At 71.9% G+C, this 430-nt stretch carries 1 pseudogene; it reads left to right on the forward strand.

The features are described 5' to 3' along the window. Positions 1-77: 77 nt before the first annotated feature. Positions 78-430, forward strand: a pseudogene (locus tag G3I17_RS39360) (hypothetical protein); the annotation flags it as partial.

Raw genomic sequence — 430 nt, forward strand, 5'->3', positions numbered from 1 at the left:
TCGAGGCTTGCTACGGCGTCGAGACGTTGTGTGGGCCTGCCGGTGCCGGAACCGGGCGGTGCGAGGGGGGAGTGCCTGTGTCGCTGGCCGGGCTCAGGTCCCAGGCCCGGAGCCGCGAGCCCGATGCGCAGGGTGAAGCCGCTCCGTGGCACCACGTCGCACACCACTTGCGGGAGGAGGCCGGGAGCGGTGGCGAGCAGCGCTGGACGTTGATCACCGTATGGCTGCTCGCCCCACGACTGCGGGGGGCGTCGTGGTGGTTCGTCCGACGTACGGGGGCCGAGCGGGACGACGTCTGCTCCGCCTTCCTGCACGGTCTGCTGGAAGGTGTTCGGTCCGTGAAGGCGGCGGATCCGGCGGCTGTCGAGGAGCACCTCATGGCCGCCGCCTTCGCTGCCGGACGGCGGACGGGACGACGTAACCGGGAGGA

Source organism: Streptomyces sp. SID13031 (genome assembly GCF_010548305.1).
Taxonomy (GTDB): Bacteria; Actinomycetota; Actinomycetes; order Propionibacteriales; family Kribbellaceae; genus Kribbella.